The following is a 3668-nucleotide window of genomic DNA, read 5'->3' on the forward strand; positions in this document are numbered from 1 at the left end:
CAGCAGGTGCGCGAGGCGATGGAGCAGCGCCGCAAGCATCACGTCGAGCAGCGCGACGCCAGCCGAGCGCGGGACGGTCGCATCTTCTATCGGCGCAATCTTCTCGCCACCTTGCGCGAGCGCGAGGTGGCCCGCGTCGGAGCGGAGATGGCTGGCGACAAGGGGTTGCCGTTCCGCGCCGCCACCGATGGCGAAAGCGTCACCGGCAAGTTCACGGGCACCGTGCAGCTATCCAGCGGCAAGTTCGCCGTGGTGGAAAAGAGCCATGAGTTCACACTTGTCCCGTGGCGGCCCGTCATCGACCGCCAACTCGGCCGCGAGGTTATGGGCGTCGTGCAGGGCGGCTCCGTGTCATGGCAATTGGGTCGCCATAGGGGATTGGGGCTATAATTATTATGAATGGACCAAACGCATAGCTTCCTTTCCGAGCACATCAAGTTCCTCGACAACTCGGAAGGTTGCGGCGTTTGCCGAATTAAGTCTCCAAACGGCATAAATATTTAAACAAAGCACAGACTCTGGCATTTTGCGAAATGTAATTTTTGAACCATAAGCATCGGCAACGCTTTTTTGCACTATCGTAAACCCGATCCCGGCAGAAACCATCGCGATGCTTGCAGCAATATCGTAGGTTTCGTAGTTCGTCACCTTTCTCGTTGACCCCGAAAGCATTCGATTGACTGTTTCCCAAACGTCAAGGGATGGGCCTACCCACGCTTCTTTTCTCAGTTCGATTGGATCGAAATCGGGGAACTGGGAAAGCCTATGAGTTGGAGAAAATGCTACAACAAATGGTTCCTCAAAAATCTTCCTGCTCTCATATAACGCAGGGTCTTGTGCGCTATTCATCAACCCAACATCTATTTTCAAAGCTTGAAGCGCGATCAGTTGATCCAGATTTTTTAGGTTCCGTATCCCAAGAGAGACATCTGTTTTTGAGGAAATGGTTTCTATGGCTTTGGGAATTATTCCGCAAAGAACTGCTTCCTGAATACACCCGATTGTAACCGATCCTGCTTCCGGTGTTGCTAATCTGCGCCCCGCATGAGCGGCGTTATTCGCATGATCAAGTAGATCACGAGATATTTCGAGAAAGGCGCGTCCAGCGGAGGTCAACCGGATTCGTCTTCCTGTGCGAGCAAACAGCTTAACGCCAAGCTCTCCTTCGAGTTGGTGAATCTGTCTGCTCAACGGCGACGGCGAGATATGAAGCTGTTCCGCCGCCGTGCCGATATGCTCGGTCTCGCCGACTGCAACGAAACAGCGGATGCGCCAAAGATCGAGCACTATGTCCTCTTTTAGCATGATGTTGGACTTATTGTGTCCTTTTTTGCATGATAGAACAAGAGTATAGTTCCGCCTTGGGCAGGAGCGCGCGTCTTCTGCGAGATCAACTACCGGCTTCGCGAGAGCCGAGGGGAAACATGAGCGATACCGTTGTCATGATCGGCACCATGAACGCGAAGGCTACATTTAGTTTCTTCCCGAGATTCGGAGTGGCTGGGAAGACGATAATCGGGTGGTGGGTCTATGCGTCGTCGTTCACCTAGTACACTCGATACAGACGAGCCATCCCTGCTGTTTCGCGGACGCGTTCCGATGTCATCCTTGATCCAGACGCTCGCCGTGGCCGAGTATCTGAACTTTCGTCATGCGGCGAGCGCTCTACGCATCAGCCAGTCGAGTGTCAGTGCGCGGGTGAAAGCACTGGAAGACTCGCTCGGCATCCTGCTGTTCGAGCGCCGCGCGAGAGGTGTGCGACTGACTGCGGCGGGCCGCCATTTCGTTGAACAAATTTCTGCCGGTATCAATCAAATCGACCATGCCGTGAAGACGGCCGGTGCGTTCGCTTGCGGAGATCACGGGCATGTTCATGTGGGGGTCCATGCCCTTACCCCCGGTAGCTTCCCTTCCGAACTACTGGCGAAATACCACGAAAACTATCCTCACATTACTGTCGAAGTGACCGAGGGAACCGCCAGCGAAGTAGTCATGCAACTGCGAGCTGGCCGGATCGACGTGGCATTTGTGTTTGGCTCACCAGAACTGCCGGACTGCCATTCTCGACATGCATGGACTGAAACCTTGCTGGCAGCGCTGCCTGTAAGCCATCGTCTTGCTGAGCAAGCGGGCGTCACATGGGCCGATCTGGCTAACGAGACATTCCTTGTGCGGCATGGCGGAACCGGCCCGCAGGTCCATGACCATATCGTTTTGCGCCTTGCGGGGCACTGGCCGCCACCATCGATCCTACGGTTTGGGATCGAGCGCAGTTCGTTGCTATCGATGGTTGGGCAGGGATTTGGCATTAGCGTTGTCGGAACAGCCACGTCCCGCTTATCAGGGCCGGACGTGGTGTTTCGTCCTGTCATTGATGAGCCTGAGCCAGTAGCCTTCTCAGCCGTTTGGTCGCCATACAATCGCAGCACAACGCTCCGAAATCTGCTTTCCCTCGCAGATGAAATGGGCCGTTCAATTCAACCGGCAGAAAAAGTTTAACGGAGATACCTGATATGAATGAGCCGATTACTGATCAACTGAATGCCATCGAGATCATGACCTTCGAGGATGGCGATCCGAATGAGAACCCTTGGGTTGCGGGTAAGCCGAAGCAAGAAGACATCTCGGTGGAACCCTATACTCCTCAATGGGAAGCGTCCTTCGAGTCTCAAAGAGACAAGATTGCGCATGCCTTGGGCGAAACCGCGTTGGCTATTGAGCATGTCGGGTCCACGGCCGTATTGGGGCTGCCCGCCAAGCCCGTGATCGACATTGATCTGATCGTGAATGATCCGAACGAGGAAGAGGCTTACATTCCTGCCCTTACAAGCGTCGGATACGAACTCACCGTGCGCGAACGCTCCTGGTATCAACACAGGATGTTAAGGTTAGACCATCCGCGCGTGAATCTGCACGTATTTGGACCCGATTGCCCTGAACATACACGACATCGTCTCTTTCGTGACTGGTTGCGTGAACATTCTGATGATCGTCAGCTGTATGCTGATGCCAAGCTAACGGCCAAGCATAGCGTCAAAACGGCTCACGAATACAACCAGAACAAACAGGCAGTGGTGCGCGCGATATATGAAAGAATTTTTGCTTGGCACGGATGGATATAAGGAGAATACGAGGACAAGCCAGTAAGATAAATCACTTAAGGCGAGCGATCAGCCTCATCCAAAATCGACGAGCGACGCCAACGAGCAGAATGGTCAGGCGGCCGGCTCCAGTTCCACGACAAGCTGGATCAACTAACAGCGCCTCTATGTGTTCATCCATTTGAAGCATCAGAATTAATTGCTGCTTTTGGCGGCAGGAGATACACCATGAGATCATCAAGCGAAGCCCGGCCGTCCGACCGCACCATCACGGCCATCGCCGAGGACGACATGTATCGACTGAGCCACCATCTGGAGCAGGCCAAGTTCGAGGGCCGCGTTCCGGGCGGCGACTATGAGGGCTATGTCGATGCCCCATGTTCGGCGAATGGAGACACTACGCCGCACCGGGATTGTCGAGCGGATCGACGCTGACCAATGGCGCATCCCGGAGGATTTCGAGAGCCGCACCGCCGCCTATGATGCCGGCCGCGACCGGCAGGCCAGCGTTCGCATCCTTTCCCCCGTCGATCTGCAAAGGCAGATCGGTTCGGATGGCGCGACCTG

The 3668-nt window shown here is 54.8% G+C and carries 4 protein-coding genes and 1 pseudogene; 4 read left to right on the forward strand and 1 reads right to left on the reverse strand.

Annotation, left to right across the window (positions count from 1 at the left end):
• Window positions 1–390, forward strand: a 390-nt coding sequence (locus KUG47_RS16630) for a DUF3363 domain-containing protein (protein WP_217679166.1), incomplete at its 5' end; no start/stop codon positions are given.
• Window positions 391–393: 3 nt separating this feature from the next.
• On the opposite strand, the gene KUG47_RS16635 is transcribed toward KUG47_RS16630, so the two are convergent.
• The gene (locus KUG47_RS16635) at window positions 394–1287 is read right to left on the reverse strand and encodes a LysR family transcriptional regulator (protein ID WP_217679168.1); all 894 of its coding nucleotides are present in this window, start codon (window positions 1285–1287) and stop codon (window positions 394–396) included.
• A gap of 243 nt (window positions 1288–1530) precedes the next feature.
• Here KUG47_RS16635 and KUG47_RS16640 point away from each other — a divergent pair, with 243 nt between their 5' ends.
• The 3 genes and pseudogenes from KUG47_RS16640 to KUG47_RS16650 form a co-directional block, all read left to right on the forward strand.
• On the forward strand, window positions 1531–2499 hold the full coding sequence (locus KUG47_RS16640) for a LysR family transcriptional regulator (RefSeq protein WP_340162819.1): 969 nt from the start codon (window positions 1531–1533) through the stop codon (window positions 2497–2499).
• 14 nt (window positions 2500–2513) lie between these two features.
• A complete protein-coding gene (locus KUG47_RS16645; RefSeq protein ID WP_217679176.1) occupies window positions 2514–3122 on the forward strand; it encodes a GrpB family protein in 609 nt (202 codons plus the stop codon).
• A 225-nt stretch (window positions 3123–3347) separates the two neighbouring features.
• Window positions 3348–3668: pseudogene (locus KUG47_RS16650) on the forward strand (DUF3363 domain-containing protein); the annotation flags it as partial.

The sequence above is a fragment of the Falsochrobactrum tianjinense genome (assembly GCF_019100495.1).
Lineage (GTDB): Bacteria > Pseudomonadota > Alphaproteobacteria > Rhizobiales > Rhizobiaceae > Brucella > Brucella tianjinense.